Origin of the sequence: Marinomonas sp. SBI8L, assembly GCF_001624705.1 — a bacterium.
In the GTDB taxonomy this organism is placed as follows: domain Bacteria; phylum Pseudomonadota; class Gammaproteobacteria; order Pseudomonadales; family Marinomonadaceae; genus Marinomonas.
In genome coordinates this window covers 137,322-153,464 of sequence record NZ_JSEO01000006.1, presented here as the reverse complement: position 1 = coordinate 153,464, position 16,143 = coordinate 137,322, and the positions used below count along the sequence as shown (strand labels likewise).

17 protein-coding genes are annotated in these 16,143 nt (G+C 40.6%); 10 read left to right on the top strand and 7 right to left on the bottom strand.

Annotated elements, in window-relative coordinates; translation table 11 throughout:
* Nucleotides 1-50 precede the first annotated feature (50 nt).
* The gene (locus tag OA91_RS10965; RefSeq protein WP_063338258.1) at nt 51-2,264 is read left to right on the top strand and encodes a sensor domain-containing diguanylate cyclase; all 2,214 of its coding nucleotides are present in this window, start codon (nt 51-53) and stop codon (nt 2,262-2,264) included.
* Between the two features lie 79 nt (nt 2,265-2,343).
* On the opposite strand, the gene OA91_RS10960 is transcribed toward OA91_RS10965, so the two are convergent.
* The 4 genes from OA91_RS10960 to OA91_RS10950 all read right to left on the bottom strand — a co-directional run bounded on the left by OA91_RS10960 (nt 2,344) and on the right by OA91_RS10950 (nt 4,357).
* Nucleotides 2,344-3,063, bottom strand: a complete 720-nt coding sequence (locus tag OA91_RS10960; RefSeq protein WP_442919125.1) for a DMT family transporter — start codon at nt 3,061-3,063, stop codon at nt 2,344-2,346.
* A gap of 39 nt (nt 3,064-3,102) precedes the next feature.
* A complete protein-coding gene (locus OA91_RS24430; protein WP_197477796.1) occupies nt 3,103-3,282 on the bottom strand; it encodes a hypothetical protein in 180 nt (59 codons plus the stop codon).
* Nucleotides 3,283-3,379: 97 nt separating this feature from the next.
* Complete coding sequence (locus tag OA91_RS10955) at nt 3,380-3,682, bottom strand: helix-turn-helix transcriptional regulator (RefSeq protein WP_063338257.1); 303 nt, start codon at nt 3,680-3,682, stop codon at nt 3,380-3,382.
* A gap of 171 nt (nt 3,683-3,853) precedes the next feature.
* Nucleotides 3,854-4,357: a hypothetical protein gene (locus OA91_RS10950; RefSeq protein ID WP_063338256.1), complete on the bottom strand. Its 504-nt coding sequence runs from the start codon at nt 4,355-4,357 to the stop codon at nt 3,854-3,856.
* Nucleotides 4,358-4,634: 277 nt separating this feature from the next.
* On the opposite strand from OA91_RS10950, the gene OA91_RS10945 reads away from it, so the two are divergent.
* From OA91_RS10945 to OA91_RS24295, 9 genes are all read left to right on the top strand, one after another.
* Nucleotides 4,635-5,153 (top strand): hypothetical protein, encoded by a 519-nt coding sequence (locus tag OA91_RS10945; RefSeq protein ID WP_063338255.1) that lies wholly within the window; start codon nt 4,635-4,637, stop codon nt 5,151-5,153.
* A gap of 184 nt (nt 5,154-5,337) precedes the next feature.
* Nucleotides 5,338-6,495: an FAD-dependent monooxygenase gene (locus OA91_RS10940; protein ID WP_063338254.1), complete on the top strand. Its 1,158-nt coding sequence runs from the start codon at nt 5,338-5,340 to the stop codon at nt 6,493-6,495.
* Between the two features lie 643 nt (nt 6,496-7,138).
* Nucleotides 7,139-8,053, top strand: coding sequence for a 3-hydroxyacyl-CoA dehydrogenase family protein (locus OA91_RS10935; protein WP_063338253.1), 915 nt, complete (start codon nt 7,139-7,141; stop codon nt 8,051-8,053).
* A 72-nt stretch (nt 8,054-8,125) separates the two neighbouring features.
* Nucleotides 8,126-8,995, top strand: coding sequence for a 3-keto-5-aminohexanoate cleavage protein (locus tag OA91_RS10930; protein ID WP_063338252.1), 870 nt, complete (start codon nt 8,126-8,128; stop codon nt 8,993-8,995).
* Between the two features lie 77 nt (nt 8,996-9,072).
* Nucleotides 9,073-10,008 carry a cyclase family protein gene (locus OA91_RS10925; RefSeq protein ID WP_046016467.1) on the top strand — a complete coding sequence of 312 codons (936 nt, stop codon included), beginning with the start codon at nt 9,073-9,075 and terminating at the stop codon, nt 10,006-10,008.
* A gap of 93 nt (nt 10,009-10,101) precedes the next feature.
* The gene (locus OA91_RS10920; protein WP_046016468.1) at nt 10,102-10,458 is read left to right on the top strand and encodes a cupin domain-containing protein; all 357 of its coding nucleotides are present in this window, start codon (nt 10,102-10,104) and stop codon (nt 10,456-10,458) included.
* Between the two features lie 52 nt (nt 10,459-10,510).
* Complete coding sequence (locus OA91_RS10915) at nt 10,511-11,326, top strand: SDR family NAD(P)-dependent oxidoreductase (RefSeq protein WP_063338251.1); 816 nt, start codon at nt 10,511-10,513, stop codon at nt 11,324-11,326.
* 167 nt (nt 11,327-11,493) lie between these two features.
* On the top strand, nt 11,494-12,966 hold the full coding sequence (locus OA91_RS10910; protein ID WP_063338250.1) for a sodium:solute symporter family protein: 1,473 nt from the start codon (nt 11,494-11,496) through the stop codon (nt 12,964-12,966).
* 125 nt (nt 12,967-13,091) lie between these two features.
* Nucleotides 13,092-13,238 carry a hypothetical protein gene (locus OA91_RS24295; protein WP_157196905.1) on the top strand — a complete coding sequence of 49 codons (147 nt, stop codon included), beginning with the start codon at nt 13,092-13,094 and terminating at the stop codon, nt 13,236-13,238.
* Nucleotides 13,239-13,326: 88 nt separating this feature from the next.
* Here the strand turns inward: OA91_RS24295 and OA91_RS10905 are convergent, their stop codons facing one another.
* The 3 genes from OA91_RS10905 to OA91_RS10895 form a co-directional block, all read right to left on the bottom strand.
* Nucleotides 13,327-14,094: an IclR family transcriptional regulator gene (locus OA91_RS10905; protein ID WP_063338249.1), complete on the bottom strand. Its 768-nt coding sequence runs from the start codon at nt 14,092-14,094 to the stop codon at nt 13,327-13,329.
* A 234-nt stretch (nt 14,095-14,328) separates the two neighbouring features.
* Nucleotides 14,329-15,357, bottom strand: coding sequence for a TRAP transporter substrate-binding protein (locus OA91_RS10900; protein WP_197477794.1), 1,029 nt, complete (start codon nt 15,355-15,357; stop codon nt 14,329-14,331).
* 301 nt (nt 15,358-15,658) lie between these two features.
* On the bottom strand, nt 15,659-16,006 hold the full coding sequence (locus OA91_RS10895) for a DUF4345 domain-containing protein (protein WP_231870364.1): 348 nt from the start codon (nt 16,004-16,006) through the stop codon (nt 15,659-15,661).
* Nucleotides 16,007-16,143 lie beyond the last annotated feature (137 nt).

Sequence of the window (16,143 nt, the reverse complement as noted above, 5' to 3'; positions counted from 1 at the left end):
TGGACTCATTGCATGCAAGGGTTGCTGTTAACCTTTAGGGGAAAACAAGCATGAACTTAAGATACAAGATATCGCTTTCTTTGATTGTAACAACCCTAGTTCCTGTCTCTATTTTGATCTTTTTTGTACTTTGGCATGTTACTAACGATGCGGAAAAAGATACCAAACATACCATTCAAAACTATTTGCAACTTATGTCTTCTAAACTCTCTGATGAGTTTTATAGCAGTATCCGCGAAGTTGAAATTTATGCTCAGATTGAGCAAGTAAAATCCTTAGAGCCAACTCAGTTTATACCTCTTCTTAAAAAAGAGTTATTACGTCAGAATGGACGTTATGAAAAACTGCTTGTGAGTGATAAAGAAGGGCACTTATATAACACTGCCTGTGGTAATTTAGCCCAGAATTATAAATGTACCTTTGATGATACAGACCCAAACTCTAAAGCAAAATTTTTAACTTCTAGGGAGTATTGGCAAGAAACCGTGGGCAATAACTTGTCAGAAAAAACCATTACTCACCTTTCTGACCCTATCATTTCTTATTCTACTGGCGTGAGCCAATTGATCATAGCAACCACAGTATTTGATGATAATCAGCTTAAAGGCATGGTGGGTGCCTCGATAGAGTGGGATCGCATCTCCACCATGATTACTGATTTAACCCGTACTATTTTTTCGCAATTTAACTGGACACCAAAGGTTATGTTAATCAGTTCGAGTGGTACATATTGGTACCATTGGGACCAAGATAAACTGGTGCGATTAAAACAAAATGAAAAGGGTGAAGTAGTTAAAGACGCAAAAGGTCTACCTATTTCAGTATCCAGTAATATTTATCAAGAACCTGAAGTTGGCCTTCATGAATCTCATACAGCCATGATGCAGAGACTGTCTGGTGTGACAGAATTTACTTTAAAAGAAACGGGCGAAACCAACTATCTGTTTTATAGCCCTATTGCCTCTAGTCAATATTCTATTGCCTTGATGGTGTCAGAAAAAAACATAAACCAAGTCTCTTATGAACTAAAAAACCTTTACGCTTTTATTTTTGTCATTACTTTGTGCGTTTTTATGCTTGCAGCAATATGGATTGCCAAAGCGATTACTGACCCGATTAGTCGTCTAGTCGACCAAGCAAACCGTTTAAAAGAAGGAAATTACCAAGCAGAAAGTGATACTACAAGTACTGGAGAACTGCGTGAGTTATCCCAGACTTTCTCACAAATGGCCAAGGTGATTCTGGATAGACAAAAGCGCTTAGAAATGAGTGAAGAAAGGTTCGAATTGGCAATGAAAGGTGCTAACGACGGCCTTTGGGATTGGCATCTAGATACTAATAAAGTGTATTACTCACCCCGCTGGAAGCAGATGCTGGGCTACGATTCTGATGAATTAACACAAGACTCAAGTACCTACTTTAATTTGTTAGATAATAAGGAACATAGGCACTTAGAAGAAGAGATTGAGTCGGTGCGAAACTCAGATAAGAACACCTTTAAATATAAGGTACGTATGCGTCATAAAGAAGGTCACTTAGTTCATATATTGACTCGTGGAATCGTGGTTAGAGATGACGAAGGCCAAGCGCAGAGATTTGTTGGCACCCACGTAGATATAAGTGAGCTTACTGAGAACGAAGAGAAAATTAAAAAGCTCAACAGTGACTTAGAAAAAACAGTGAAAGAAAGAACGCTTAAGTTGGAAGTCGCTAATCGCCATTTAGAAGAGCTTGCTATGCTAGACATGATGCTAAATATAGGCAATCGCAGGGGCCTAGAAAGGCATTTAAACCTGACTCATACCCGTTTCAAAGAAGAAGGCCAAGCCTATGCTGTCCTTCTATTTGACGTTGATTACTTCAAAAAATTTAATGACTTTTATGGCCACCAAGAAGGCGATAACACCCTTATTCAAGTCGTTAACTGTTTGAATGCTCACCTAGTTAAATCGGAGCAAATTTACCGATTTGGAGGAGAAGAGTTTATTTGTGTCTTGCCTGAATCAGACCTAGATAAAGCTTATGCACAGGCTAGAAAGATGGTAGAAGATGTTAAAAAACTCAAAATTAAGCATGACAAAAGCCATTATGAAGTCGTTACTGTGAGTGTTGGCTGTGCTCAGGTAGGTATTGGTGATGTGTCATGGGAACAAGTTATTAGACGTAGTGACAAGGCGCTTTATTTGGCTAAAGCCAATGGCCGTAATCAGGCTTCGAATACTTGTTTGTCAAATGAAAAAATCATGGACAGTAAAATGGCTTAAAGCAAAAAATTGTATTTCATCTGCTTTAAGCCAGTTATCTTAATGCGGATAATTATGCACCTCTAATAAAAGTATGTTTTTAAGAGATTGGTTTACGCAATAAAAGTTTAAGGCCTGATGCAATGCGTTTATGTCCATTAACGAGAACTATGCCCAGCATGACTAAAATGGCGCCATAGATAAAACTCATTTCAAGTGGCTCATCTAAAATCCATACTCCAAACCCTATACCAAACATGGGTGTCATAAAGGTAAACACACCAAGTTGCGAAGCTGAATATTGCCTTAGTAACCAGAACCAAATGAGGTAACTTGCAAAGGTGACAATGATTCCTTGGAAAACTAGGTTACCCATAACGGTTGGGGTCAATGAATATTGGGTTTGCCCTGTTACTATCGCCACAATAAAAATGACGACAAATGAAACAATCAACTGATACCAGAGGGTTTGTGTTGCTGGGGCTGAGGCTAAACTTGATTTACGCACAAGTACGGTTGTTGCTGACCAAGAGATAGCACCGAAAATAGCCAACAAATCTCCCCAAAGCATATTTGGCGCACTTGCTGTACCTGATTCTGCTTCTCTTAAAAGGAATGTCAGCGATATCCCGATAAAAGCAACGATAATGCCGAACCATTGAAGTGGCTTGAGTTGTTCTGACTTAACGGTGAAGTGAAGGCTGAATGCAACAAAAATAGGGGCGGTATACATGAAGACAACCATGTGAGACGCTGTTGTATGGCGTAATCCTTCGCCGACAAAAAAGAACTCAAGAGAGAAAAGTAAGCCTGCGATAATTCCTGGTTTGAAGGTGCTGCGATTGATTAAAGTCTCTTTTCACCAAAGCATGACACTTGTTACGAGAATAGCTGCAATGCCAGATCTTAATGCAATTTGTAAAACAGGTGACATATCGGATGCTACTGCTTTAACAAAGACTTGTTGTAAGCCCCAAATTAAGCTGACTAGGGCAACGATCGTGATGGCTAAACGATCAATATCTTTACGTGAATTCATCAGTTATTCCTCTTAAATGATGTGTTGCAGTATACCCATATTGGAAATTATTTAATGTTGTAAAAAGCCGATTAACTTATTTGAAAAGATCAAACTATTATTGATGGCGTGAATTGCTGGGAGAATGCCCAAAATAAATTGAAAAGCGGTGGCTAAAGGCTGAAAGGTCTTGATAGCCGACGCTATTCGCTACGATATTCACGGGGGTATCTGTATGAGCAAGTAGTCCTCTTGCTTTAGTCATACGAATAGATAATAAATATTGGCTGGTGGTCTGGCCTGTTTCTTTTTTAAAAAGATTTTTAAGTTGGCTCACACTTAAGCAGGCTACTTGCGCTAATGTAGTTAGGGAACCTGCGATTAAGTCACCTCTTCTCAGTCTTTTCAGAAAAAGTACCAATCAAGGCATCACTTTGAAGTAATGTAGGTACCTTTCAAAAAGGGATAACGCAGGGTGTTACTTTTTCTGAAAGACCCGAAGGGCGTGGTCTAAAAGCCCTATCTTGACGTTGAGGAGCTTATCAATAGAATAACTATTAAGTTGCGCACCTCGCCATAAATCTAGGTGCTTTTATCCACACGCTGAGGCGGGAGGACTTATTCGCAGGTTCCCAAGACTCGGTGTCACACTAATATCTTTTTCAAAGTATTCTAAAACTCTGGCAATTCTTGGATCTAGTCTTGGAATAAAGGTCTGTTCTTCTAGTATTGTCATAAACATTTCCCCCATAGATTCATATAAATGCTTACTAATAGGGTATTCCAGCTGTTTTTCAACATAACCACAAAAAAGCTGAAGTGCAGGAGGAATGCTAATAACAGGATGAGAAAGGCACGCTAGGCTAGGAGGGAGTTCTTCCATGTCTGCCACTAAAAAGCTTGAACCTTCATCCGGTACAAACTTGTGCTCACATCCTTTAGGAAAGACAATACATTGACCTGGGCCGATACGCCCGCTTCCCATTTCGGTGAAGTTATCAGCAGCACCACGAATAGGAATAACCAACTGGCTATAGTCGTGAAGATGCGTATATGTGGCAAAGCTAAAAGAACGAATATAGAGTTTTGCCGACATCTTGCCTCCCAAAGAAATGTTATAAGTTAAAGCTTAATAGTATCAATTGATTATACAGAGGACTTTGTTCAAAAGCTTATTTTCTTACTTGGTAAGCTAACTTCAGTTTTTAGTCATTAGTCGCTATTTAATGTACGGACTCCATGTTGAGATCAGCTCACCCAATATCTCCATTGATAAAACCAAGCGCTAATCTCACATTATTTAATAATCTTGTTGCCTGTTTTAAGAGGTTCAAACGGTTGGAATTTAACTGTTAGCAAAGTGAGGTAACAAGGTGAATCTATCTGATAAGGTTTCAAAAGCAAAGTCGAAAAAGCAGGCAATAGATAAAATCGATGGGAGTAACGTAAAGAAGAAAATAGATATGTCTAAGGTGAAAGACACACTTAATCCTCAAAAAATTAAGGCAAAATTAAAGTTTAAAAAAGCTAAACCAGAAGAGTTAAAAAGCATGCTTTCATTCTATGCAGGCCAATTTAGTTTAGAAGCAGGTGAATCTATTGAAACCAAAACTCGCATATTGAGTATGCAGGGTGATGGCAATCTTGTTTTGTACAAGAAAGACTCTGGCACTATCTCAAAAGCTTTTTGGGCCAGTGGTACAAATCAGGGATCAGGTTATCGCGCTATCTTCCAAGGCGATGGTAACTTGGTTATCTATGATGCAAAAGGTAAGGCTAAATGGGCTTCAGGTACTCATCCAAATGGCAACCGAATTATCATGCAAAGCGATGGTAATCTCGTGATCTATTCAGATATTGGTAAAGCACTCTGGGCAACGGGTACCAATTAATAGATTAAGTCTTGCTAGTAATGTCTCCTTTTTATTCGAATAGAGAGGAGGCACGCTAGCGATAATGGGATAAATAGCAACTCGTGAATGCTTTTTGAGATAAGGCTTTGCCTTTTTTAACCTGCTTATGCTCTTATTAGCGCTTGATGCAAAAAGATTAACATCCGATTGTAAGAGGTAAAAAATGAAAGGAATCATAGTTGGCGCAGGTATTGGTGGATTAACAACAGCCATAGCGCTTGAATCTCAAGGTATTGAGTATCAAATATTTGAAGCTGCACCTGAACTTAGTGTTAAAGGTGCAGGCATACTCATTCCACCAAATGCTATGGCTGTATTGGCTCAATATAATCTGGTTGAAGCGTTAAAACCCTTTGCTCAGCCGATTCAATCCATGGTGATTATGAATGCAAACGGGGAAGTGCTTTCATCTTCATCAACAAATTATGCATATCATGGTAAACGCTTTCAAACCCATGCAATACACAGGGGAGAGCTGCAAAAACTGCTACTAAACAAGCTTAACAATAAGCAGATCAATCTTGGTCATAAGTGTGACAATCTCAATTTTAACGGGAATAAAGTAAAAGTGGATTTTTACAATAAGGTTAATATCAGTGCAGATTTTGTGATTGGTGCAGACGGCCTTAGGTCCAAGGTAAGAAACAGCTTGTTTTCTCGTCATTCTGCTGAGTCCAGTTTACGTTATTCTGGGCAAATTTGTTGGCGTGGTGTCGCTAATATCGAACTCGATGAAAAGTGGCGTACTCAGCTCACCGAAATTTGGGGGCAAGGCACCCGGTTTGGGTTCGTGAAAATTGCACCTGAGCAAGTCTACTGGTATGCAACGCAACATCAAAAATTTCCTTTAGAACAAAGTGTTGATTTTCCATCAGTGATTAGTCAATTCGAAAACTACCTTTCTCCAGTGCAAGCCATAATAGAAAGCACTTTGCCAAACCAAATTATTCAAGATCCTATTTATGATCTTGCGCCTTTATCTAATTGGTCAGATAGGAACGTAGTTTTGATGGGAGATGCGGCTCATGCAAGCACACCTAACTTAGGGCAAGGTGGTGCCCAAGCTATTGAAGATGCACATCTTCTTGCGCAAACTCTGTCATCAGCTATCAGTCAAGATCAGGATGCTGAAGCGGCATTTAAGATCTTTGAAAAAGCAAGACGAAAGAAAGTGGACAACCTAGTTAAAACCGCTTGGCAAATAGGTCAATTAACAAATTTTTCTAACCCAGTTGCCTGTTATATGCGAGATACTGCGGTTAAACATATGTCGAAATTCATGATGCAGAAAAGTGCGCAGCTGATGTACGCTTGGCCTTAATCTGAAAACAACAGTCGTTCCATGGGCACTAAAGGGCTAATATCGAGCCCTTTTACGTCTATATTTTTTGCTTCTATATTTTTAGGCTATGTTCTCGTTTTTGTAATTTGAATAAGACCTCTGTCTCCTAACATCTGCTCATATTAATCCAATTAAAAAGCTTTAAATCTAAATCACACTTCAACCAATTTAGAAAAAGAAACACCAGCCAAAAAGTCTCAACCTTTAAGCAAATTGACTACCTGATTTTTAATCTTTTTTAGATTCATCATGTTAGACGTAAGCGCTCTATTTGGATCAATTTACTCAGTTTTAAAAATCTATTTTTTGCTAAGAGCTGCCTAAAAAACGTTTTTACCCTTTTTCTTTTTAAAAAAACAGAGTCTTTTTTTTGCCCTATAAAAGCATGAAAATATTTTTTTTATTGTTACTAATCAGAATCTTAAGGCGATATTTTCTCCTTCGTACATCATCCAAAAAGAGCGAGTCAGGTAATTGAAATATAAATAATGGCCGTATTGTGGTTGACATGTATCGTTTTGCGGTACAGTATTTATTGCAAGACTAGCTAAAAAGAGTCGTTTATCCATTTGTTAATTACGTTTCTTTTTAAGCACCAAAATAAAAATAAGAGCAATAGATAATGCAAAATATAAACACAATCGCCGTTATCGGCGCAGGTCTTATGGGCGCTGGCATTGCACAGGTTTTTGCTAGCCAAGGTAAGCTGGTTAGGGTTTATGACCCTGTTGAATCTTCGTTGAAAAGCCTAGCTGATCGTCTGCGTCAGAATTTAGACTTGGTAAAAGAACCTCATGATTGTCTTGAGAATCTTATCGTTTCAAACAGTCTTGCAGAGACGGTAGATGGTGCTGATATTGTGTTTGAAGCCGCGCCAGAGCAGCTTGAGGTCAAACGCGCCATTTTCCGAGAGTTACTTCCTTTAGTTAAAGAGAATGCCATTCTGGCAAGCAATACCTCTGTTATTCCCATTAAAGAAATAGGCCAAGACTTGGACCATAAAGGCCGTCTTGTTGGAACCCATTGGTGGAACCCTGCTTATCTCATTCCGCTTGTTGAAGTTGTTCAGTCAGAAACCACCAGTGATTGGGTTGTTGATCAAACAATTGATTTGTTAGAGCAGGTCGGTAAGAAGCCTGTACATGTCAAAAAAGATGTTGCGGGGTTTGTCGGTAACAGACTTCAACATGCCTTATGGCGCGAAGCTATTGCGTTAATCAATGACGGTGTTTGTGACGCTGAAACCGTCGACGTGGTTGTAAAAAATTCATTTGGTCTGCGTTTACCTGTGTTAGGCCCGATTGAAAACAGCGATCTGGTTGGCTTGGATCTTACTTTAGATATTCACAATGTGATTTTAAAAGGTATTAACCGAGATGAATCGCCATCGCCGCTTTTACAGCAAAAAGTCGCGAAGGGCGAACTGGGCATGAAGGCTGGTAGAGGCTTTATGTCATGGTCAGAAAAAGAGGCCAATAAAGTGAAATCGGACCTAGTTGATTATCTCTTAAAAGTGAATCAAACCCAGCAAAGTTAAGCCTTATATTCTTATTCTGGTGGTCCAGAAAGGCCACTTTTAACTCAACCTATTTCAAGATCGAGGTTCACCATGTCACTTGAAGATAAAGTTATATTAACCGTTGCATGTACCGGGGCTTGGCCCAAAAAAGCTGACTCACCTTATGTGCCATTAACACCGCAAGAGGAAGCGGATGAGATAGTACTTTGTGGTGAAGCAGGAGCCTCAATTGCGCATATTCATGTTCGAGACGATGAAGACAACGCATCCATGGATTTTGATAAGTTTGCTGAAACCGTTGAATTAGTTCGCTCTCGTTCAGACATAGTGATTAATCTCACCACATCGGGTGGCCTTGGGTTGGATGACGAAACCCGTATGCGACCTTTTCAAGAGTTACGTCCAGAAATAGCCTCTTTTGATGCTGGCACTATGAACTGGGCTCACTCAACCATCTTTGAAAATAGCCCTAAATTTCTGGAGAAGCTTGCAGTCGCAATGGCGGATTGTCATGTGAAACCTGAGATTGAGATTTTTGATGTGGGCATGATTTACAACCTGCTTTATTACATCAAAAAAGGGCTGATTCAGACCCCCCCTCATATTCAATTTGTACTGGGGGCACCAGGTGGTATGACGGCGGAAGTGAAAAACCTCATGTTTTTACTGAGTGTTTGCAAAGACAACCTTGGTGACAATTTTACTTGGTCTGCACTGGGGATTGGCCGTGGTCATCTTCCCATTATGTATGCCGCTCTAGCCCTAGGTGGAAATGTTCGTGTGGGCATGGAAGACAACATCTTTTATCGAAAAGGCCAGTTAGCGAAATCAAACACTGAGTTTGTTGAGCGCACCAAGCGAATGGTGGCAGAGCTAGATAAAACAATCGCGACCCCAGATGAAACACGACAGATTTTGAGCTTACAAAACACCCCCGAGATGTTGCTGGCTCGTACTTAAGGTTTCACTAAAAACAATTAATCATCCACCAAATTAAGGTGGTCAATCATCTAATTTCACTATGCAGGAGAGAAATTATGGGTAAGAAAGTACTTGTTGATTTAAGCCATCCATTTGGCCCTAACATGCCAGTTTGGCCTTATTTTAAAAAACCAGACATAGATACAGTGCATGGTATCGCTAAATCTGGTGTGTTAACCCAATCACTTAAAATTGTGATGCATTGTGGTACCCATGCTGACTCGCCGCGTCATGTTATGGATAAAGAATTCGATGGAAGGCGTGCTCGGTATACTCACGAAATGGAGCTTGATGAGTATTATGGCGATGCTGTTTGTCTAGATATTAAAACCCATGTTTGGGGGTTAATCACCGCTGAAGATCTTGATGATGCCGTCCGAAGAGCCGGTATGAAGAACGAAGAGCTAGAAGGCATGATAGTGATTCTAAGAACGGGTATGCACCTAAACTGGGATGATTCAAAAGACTACTTCCACTATGCCACAGGTTGTGGTGTAGAAGCAGGGCATTGGTTCGTGAAACACAAGGTGAAAACTGTGGGTATGGACCAACAAGCCCTAGACCATCCTCTACATACCTCTATGGGGCGTAATGGCATTCCTATGAATCTCATGGGTAAAAGTGGCAAACCTATTGTTGATGAGTTTATTGAAAAGTTTGGTGAAGATGCTTACGCCTGGTTCGAAAAAGACCGCTTTATCAAGCTCCATGGTGAGTCTGCCTATTATGAGTTGTACGGTGAAATTGAAGAAAAAGCAGGCACAGGGGGAACTTGGGAACCTTGTCATAAGCTCATGCTAGGTAATGGCATTACCGGATGGGAAAATGTCGGTGGTGACTTGGAAAAAGTGGTGGGTAAACGCTTTAAGATCATGGGCTTCCCAATACGTTGGGTAGAAGGAGATGGTTCCATGGTGCGATTAGTCGCTGAAATTGACGAAGCCGATCTCAATGATGTACCAACCCGAGTTTACCCATACGGTGATCACTAGGTTATTACCAATTTAAGAAAGAACCCTAAAAGGTGAGCTTAATAGAATATTGGGCTCATCTCATCTAATTCGTGCTCAATGAGGTGATAAAGAATGAAAAAAGTATCACTAGATAAGGTTCAACCTTATAACCCTCCAGCCCATTTTGATATGACTGCGCTTAAGCTTCAAGGCAAAGAAGAAACTGGGATTACTCAGTTTTGGCAAGGTCTGTCTTATTTTTTACCTAAAGGTGGTGCTGAGATGCAGTATGAAAAAGGCAGCTTCGGAGCCGAGTTTGAAAAAACCTATTTCATCGTAAAAGGCGAGCTGACAGTAACCAGTGCTAGTGGCGAATCCCTTTTATTAGCAGAGGGGGATTCGATTGCCATATACCCGAATGAAGGTCGCAGTGTGTTTAATCATACTAATAAAACGACAACGGCTTTGGTGACTGTATCGACGCATTAAGTCCCATCAAAACCTAAAAATCAGGCTAAGAAAAATAAAAAGTGAGTCAATTATGTCTATGACAGAAACCTGGAGTAATACTTTTGCTCTTAATATATTCAACCTAAAAGAAAAGGTGGTTGTCATCACAGGGGGGAATGGCACCCTAGGAGCGGCATACGCTCAAGCTTTTGCCTTGCATGGTGCAAAAGTGGTGGTGACGGCAAGAAATATGTCCACCCTTGAAGAAACCGTTGCCAGTGTCAAACGCGTTGGGGGCGATTGCATTGCCATCGCATCAGATGTGACCGACCCAGTTGGATTGCAAAGCTTAGTGGAGAAAATCGATCAAGATTTTGGGAAGATAGATATCTTGATTAACAATGCCGGCATGGCTTTTAGGGCGGCAGCAGAGGAAATGCCCGCCGATAAGTTTAATCAAGTTATGCAGGTAAATGTCACAGGCACCTTGATTCCATGCCAGGTATTTGGACGATACTTTATGCAACAAGGGCATGGCAAGATAGTCAACACCTCTTCGGTGAGAGGCTTTAGTGGTCATCCAGATGGTTATACTGCCTATGCGGCATCAAAGGCCGCTGTGGATAATCTGACTAAACAGCTTGCAACTGAATGGGCGTTTAAAGGCAGAGAGGCTGGTTTTAATATTAATGTGAATGCGATCGCACCGACGTTAGTTAAGTCTCCTCTTACTCAAGAAATTTGTGAAGATCCAGTTCGAATCGCCCCATTTTTAGCGCGTCTTCCTATGGGGCGTGTGGCCGAAACCCATGACATGATAGGAACGGTTCTTTTCCTTTCTGCGCCCGCATCAGACTTTATGAATGGTCAAACACTTTACGTTGATGGAGGTTGTACCGCCGGTTAATCCTTTGGCATTTAATCACCTATTCTTAATGAATAAATAACCAGGGAAGTGACGAAAGCGGTATTCCCGTCTTAGTGTGTGACGATTTGTTTTATCAGACTGAGAAGAGGAAACTTAAACCTCACTTTCCTATAGATAAAATAAAAATAATATTATCGAGGTTTAGTATGAGCAGTATATTACTCATGGTTCTTATCTATAACATCTTTGTGATTGGTGGAATAGGTTGGTATCTAAGGTGGAAAGAAAAGCAAACTCACTCAATTACTGACATGGCTTTAGGGGGGCGTGATGCCGGTATTGCTATGTTTTCAGTCACTATCGCGATTACCTATCTTGGCTCTGCTCACGTATACGGGTTAATGGAAATGTCCTTTGTGTTGGGGGCCGTAGCGCTTTGGTTTTGCTTTGCACATACCATATTAATTTGTGTTATTTGCTTAGGAACAGGGCGTTGGATCCGTCGAATAGGCACATCGACTATTCCTGAGCTGATTGGCAAACTTTATAACAAGCGGTTAAGAACCTATACCGCCTGCGTTGGTGCCATGGTTGTGTTCGGGCTTGTGACGCTTGAAACTCAAACATTAGGTATAGGTATTTCTGCTATGTCAGATTGGTCATTAGGTTGGTCTTCTGTACTTGGTGCTGCCATAGGTACTGCGTATGTTTGTATGGGGGGAATAAAGCAAACTATGTGGGTCAACTTGATCAATGCCATTGTCATGTATGCCTCTATTATCATTGCTGGTATTTATCTTGCCTTTGTTATTCCCGGCGGTTGGGAAGGGGTGACAGCTCATTATGTTGAGAATGATCAAGCGTTTAAATTATCCATTTTAGGGACGCCGGATCTGTTAGTTGGCTTTGCCTTGGCGGCGATTTTCTCAGTGGTTTTTTCTCAATCTGTTAACCAACAAGGCATGCAATCAGCAATGTCTGCAAAAAATGAAAAGGTCATCAAGCGTTCATTATGGATAGCTGCACCCATAAACGGCATGTTTGGAGTATTTCCTGTGCTGGTGGGGCTGGCAGCCGCAACGATTCCTGAGTTTGCGGCTTTAGGGCCAAAGTTAGCAGGGGCAACCATGATAGTTGAACTTTTACCTTCTTGGTTGGTGGTTTTACTTCAAGCTGGCTTTTTAGGTGCTTTGCTTTCAACCTTTGCCATGTCAGCGCTTGCGCCAGCAACCATCTTTGCTAAAGACATAGTTGGAGCGAATGTTAAAGGTGGATTGTCCGCTAAAATGGAGCAAAGTGTGATCCGTAATGTGATCATTCTAATTGGTATCATTGCAGCTAGTATGACCTTTTTCTTCCAACCAAATGTTATTTTGGCAATTACTTGGTTATTTGCTTGGTTAGTACCATTCTTCTTTATCATAGTGACAGGCCTTTATTGGAAACGTCATTCAGGTGTTGCCCTTATGGTTGTCTTATCTGCATGGATAGTGAACCTGCTATGGTCTTTTAGTGATATCAAGCACAGCATAGGTTTAGCTGCATTTGAAAATGCTCATATCGTTGCCATTGTTTCTTTGTTAACCACCTTGATAGGTAATGCCTTAGTGGCTCATGCAAAACCCGGTTTATTCAGAGAGTCGAAAGACACAAAGCAACCTCTAACAGCACAAGCTTAATTGGATAGGAGAAAAGTAATGAATTTTGCGACAGAACTACTACTTATTTCGTTTGTTACTATTATGGGCATCGTCTTGGCGTCGATTTTAGTGTCTAAAATTATTGAGAAACTAGGAGCTTAATCATGAGTCTTGATGCAGGTACTGAGCTATGGATGTTAGGCGTGATTGCTTTTGGTGTTGTTTTTTACCTAGTCTCCCTTTATTACTCGAAAACCCTTTCTAAAGGAGAGTCGAATGACGAGCTTAAAGAGATGTCTAACAAAGAGTAATTAGGTGCAAGCAAGGAATAAAAAATGCCTTTCTTAGAGATAAGAAAGGCATTTTTATATGTAGGAATAAAGCAATAAGTAAGAAAAATTAAGAAACCTTGCCTAACGCCACTTCTATAATATCGCAGTACTTTAATAAAGTTTTAGCTAACTTGTCTTCATTTCCGTAAAAACGAACAGATGGCACAGGAATAGATAAAGCAAGGTTTTGCCCGTATGGACCAGAAATACAAGCTCCCACAGCGCATAAGCCTTGATGATGTTCTTCTAAATCAAAGGCAACGCCAGTTTTACGAATCTTTTTAATGTCTTCTTGAAGTTCATTTTCTTCAATCAAGGTTTTGTTGGTAGAACGTTCAAGAGGATAGATAAGTAATTTATTAATCTCATCATCATTCATGGCCGCTAGAACGGCTTTACCATTGGCACAGCTATGGATAGGGAAGGGCTGACCGACAGCCGAAACGGCCATTAGTCTTTGCTTTTCAGTGATAATTTGATCGATGAAAATCATGGATGAGCCATCATGGACGGATAGGTCAACAGTTTCTTCAATCTCATCCGAAAGCTGTTTCATGTAGGGCAAGATGACCCTATCAATATCCGCTTTAGCCGCTGATCCAAGCGATACTAAGCCTGGACCTAATCTCACTCTTCCTGTGGGCGAGGCAGCAATGACAAAGCGTTCTTCATCTAATGCATAGACGATACGCTGCACCGTTGAACGTGCTAAACCGAGCGCTTTTGCAATGGCGCCTAAACTAAGGCCATCAGGCTGATTTTCTAGCACACGTAAAATGGCTGCTGCTCGTGCAATTACTTGAACGCCTTGGCGAGAGCTGCTTTCTTTTTCCATAATTTTTCTTTTATCTTATTAATTTTTAATCATTTTATGATTTTGCATCATAACATAGAGAGTATTTATCAGGCAGAACTAAATCTCAATCAAGTTTCGCTTTAATTAGCTTTCATCTTGGCTTAATCGATACAAATCTAAATTGAGTTGGGCCTAGTCTAAACGGCAGGGCCCAAAGCCAACATTTTACCTTTTTAATCAAATGGACATAAATTTATCATCTTAAGTTTTTGCTTATTGAGATAGGTTAAGTATTTGCTGAGTATAAAAATCATAAGCAGCTTGTCCATCGATTCCCTTGCTGTTTGCTTTCTCAATCCACGCTTGTGTCATAGGTAAAGATGCTTGTTTCAAGGCAGCTTCAAAGCTTGGGTCGGCATCGATAATAGTCACTCCTTTTGATTCAAACTTATTAAAAGCTGCTTGCGTCGTGTCTTGCCAGTAACCAGAGGCTAATTGAGCAAAGCTTTCACCGCTTACTGAAGAGAGTGCCGTTTTATCTTCAGGAGATAACCCTTGCCAAACGGTTTTATTCATCACTAAAGAGAAGCCACTTGCATACACATTGTGTTTAAAGCGCGTCATAGATTTTGTATAAGGAAAGAGATTAAACGCACTGACATCGCCAGGGTCTAAGCCAATATGTCCGTTAACCACGCCAGTGCTGATTACTTCACTCGCTCTTACGGGTGGAATAGCAATGACTTTAGCGCCGACTTGGTTCATTAGGGTTTCTAGTACACCGGGTAAAGACCAAAGGGTGCGAGACCTCAGTTCTGACATTGAGTTTATTGGCACTTCAGTTTGACTAAATAGCTCAGCCGGTGAAATTACCCACTGAGATAAAAGGTGAATTTGGTTTAACTCGTCTGGAAAAAACTTTCGGTTTGTTTGCCATAAAGCAGATGACATGGCTCTGGCATCATTGGATGCAACAAAAGGCGTCATAGCAACGAGTGCACCTGTCGTTTGCTCAGGTATAAAGCCATTAAATTGCACGGCGACATCTATGATACCTGCTTCAACCGCTTGAACTTGCTCCTCTGGGCTGGCAGCTGAGTTTGCTAAGACCTTACCTTTTACCCTTCCTTGGGACGCTTTCTCGACCTGCTTTAGCCAAGTGGGTAATACTTCTTGGCAAACTATATGTTGCGCTGGCCAAAAACAATTGACCTTGAGTTCTGTGGCATAACTTGAATTTAGCCAAAATACGCTAGTAACCGATGAGAGAGTAATCGCTGAAATTTTAATATGGTTTTTCATTATTGTTTTCCCATAGTTAAAAATGTTGAAAGATACTTGCTGTAAACTCATTTATTAAACCATATTGCGGTTTATCTGTATCGCATTTTGGTTAAATAAAATATATCAAATTTCTTAATGATTGTTTTATATGGCTTATTTTTTCTTGCAAGAAGGCTGAATTTTCATAAAAGGTGTATTAGAAGAGTGGGAACACAGGTAAGGAGTGCAGGAAATAAGTGAAGACGGGATACTTTGGTGAGTTTGGAAAGAGCCGATCCAGATGTGACGATCGACTCTTTATTGCTTAATGACGGAGTCTCTAGGCTTTTCTAGCCACTCTCAAATGCCATAGGATTAATAATGGCACCAAGGCAAACTCAATAATGGTTGGCGGTACGATTTTGTCACTGACGATACCAAACTCCATGATGTTAGTGACCCTTGCAATACCACCAATAAATAAAGCCAGTAGAGCAAAGCGGAATAAGTTAGTATGTTTTTCAATGTTGGTTAGAAAGAAAGCCAATACCAAGCCTTGGGTAAAGAAAACACCATAACCAAAACGATATTGATTATCAGCAAAGCCTCTTAATAGACTGTCTTGGTCAAAGATCATCTCCATACCAGAGACTCCCGCGCTGGCATTTAGGCCACCAAAGGCGCTTATGCCGCCGGGAACAAAACAGATAAAAGCCAGTATGGCAAAGGGAGCCTATGAATAAGTCCTCCCGCCTCAGCGTGTTGATAAAAGTGCCTAGATTTATGGCGAGGGTCGCAACTTAATAGTCATTCTATTAATAAGGC

Bases quoted from the DNA above. Each gene is read 5' to 3' on its own strand.
- OA91_RS10905 (WP_063338249.1), bottom strand. From the start codon at position 14,094: ATGGAAAAAGAAAGCAGCTCTCGCCAAGGCGTTCAAGTAATTGCACGA.
- OA91_RS10935 (WP_063338253.1), top strand. From the start codon at position 7,139: ATGCAAAATATAAACACAATCGCCGTTATCGGCGCAGGTCTTATGGGC.
- OA91_RS10900 (WP_197477794.1), bottom strand. From the start codon at position 15,357: ATGAAAAACCATATTAAAATTTCAGCGATTACTCTCTCATCGGTTACT.
- OA91_RS10915 (WP_063338251.1), top strand. From the start codon at position 10,511: ATGTCTATGACAGAAACCTGGAGTAATACTTTTGCTCTTAATATATTC.
- OA91_RS24430 (WP_197477796.1), bottom strand. From the start codon at position 3,282: ATGAATTCACGTAAAGATATTGATCGTTTAGCCATCACGATCGTTGCC.
- OA91_RS10965 (WP_063338258.1), top strand. From the start codon at position 51: ATGAACTTAAGATACAAGATATCGCTTTCTTTGATTGTAACAACCCTA.
- OA91_RS10920 (WP_046016468.1), top strand. From the start codon at position 10,102: ATGAAAAAAGTATCACTAGATAAGGTTCAACCTTATAACCCTCCAGCC.
- OA91_RS10925 (WP_046016467.1), top strand. From the start codon at position 9,073: ATGGGTAAGAAAGTACTTGTTGATTTAAGCCATCCATTTGGCCCTAAC.
- OA91_RS10940 (WP_063338254.1), top strand. From the start codon at position 5,338: ATGAAAGGAATCATAGTTGGCGCAGGTATTGGTGGATTAACAACAGCC.
- OA91_RS24295 (WP_157196905.1), top strand. From the start codon at position 13,092: ATGAGTCTTGATGCAGGTACTGAGCTATGGATGTTAGGCGTGATTGCT.
- OA91_RS10910 (WP_063338250.1), top strand. From the start codon at position 11,494: ATGAGCAGTATATTACTCATGGTTCTTATCTATAACATCTTTGTGATT.
- OA91_RS10930 (WP_063338252.1), top strand. From the start codon at position 8,126: ATGTCACTTGAAGATAAAGTTATATTAACCGTTGCATGTACCGGGGCT.
- OA91_RS10950 (WP_063338256.1), bottom strand. From the start codon at position 4,357: ATGTCGGCAAAACTCTATATTCGTTCTTTTAGCTTTGCCACATATACG.